General features: G+C 68.2%; 1 pseudogene. It reads right to left on the minus strand.

The window, feature by feature from the left end:
- Nucleotides 1-510: pseudogene (gene glnD / locus ADS77_RS22000) on the minus strand ([protein-PII] uridylyltransferase); the annotation flags it as partial.

The following is a 510-nucleotide window of genomic DNA, read 5'->3' on the forward strand; positions in this document are numbered from 1 at the left end:
GTACTTGCCCAGCACCCCGTAGCGGTTCATGCGCCGCAGCTGGCGTGCCACGTTGCCGCCGGAGCGCAGCAGCTCCATGAACAGGCTCTGGTGGCGTACGTCATCGCGGTAGAGGTCGTCGATCAGGTGGCGATGGTCGCGGATCTGGCGGATGGTGTCGGCCCGAACCCCCTCGATCCCCGGGTGCTCGGCCATCAGCAGGAACAGCTCGAGCAGCGCCGAGGGGCGGTCGCGGAAGACGGTGCGCGAGCGCGCCTGGATATAGCCATCCTTGATCTCGAAGCGCTCGTTGAGCGGCTCCACCGGCAGGGCTTCGCCGGCGTGGAGGATCGCCTCGTCGAAGTGCTGCAGCAGCATGTCGTTGAGGCCGGCCAGCGCCGTCACGTGGCGGTAGTAGCGCTTCATGAACTGCTCGACGGCGAGGCGCTCCGGGGTGTCGCGGAAGCCGAACAGCTCGGCGATGGTGCGCTGGTGGTCGAACAGCAGGCGGTCCTCGGCGCGGTCGGTGAG

This window comes from Pseudoalteromonas porphyrae (assembly GCF_001298125.1).
In the GTDB taxonomy this organism is placed as follows: Bacteria; Pseudomonadota; Gammaproteobacteria; order Enterobacterales; family Alteromonadaceae; genus Pseudoalteromonas; species Pseudoalteromonas neustonica.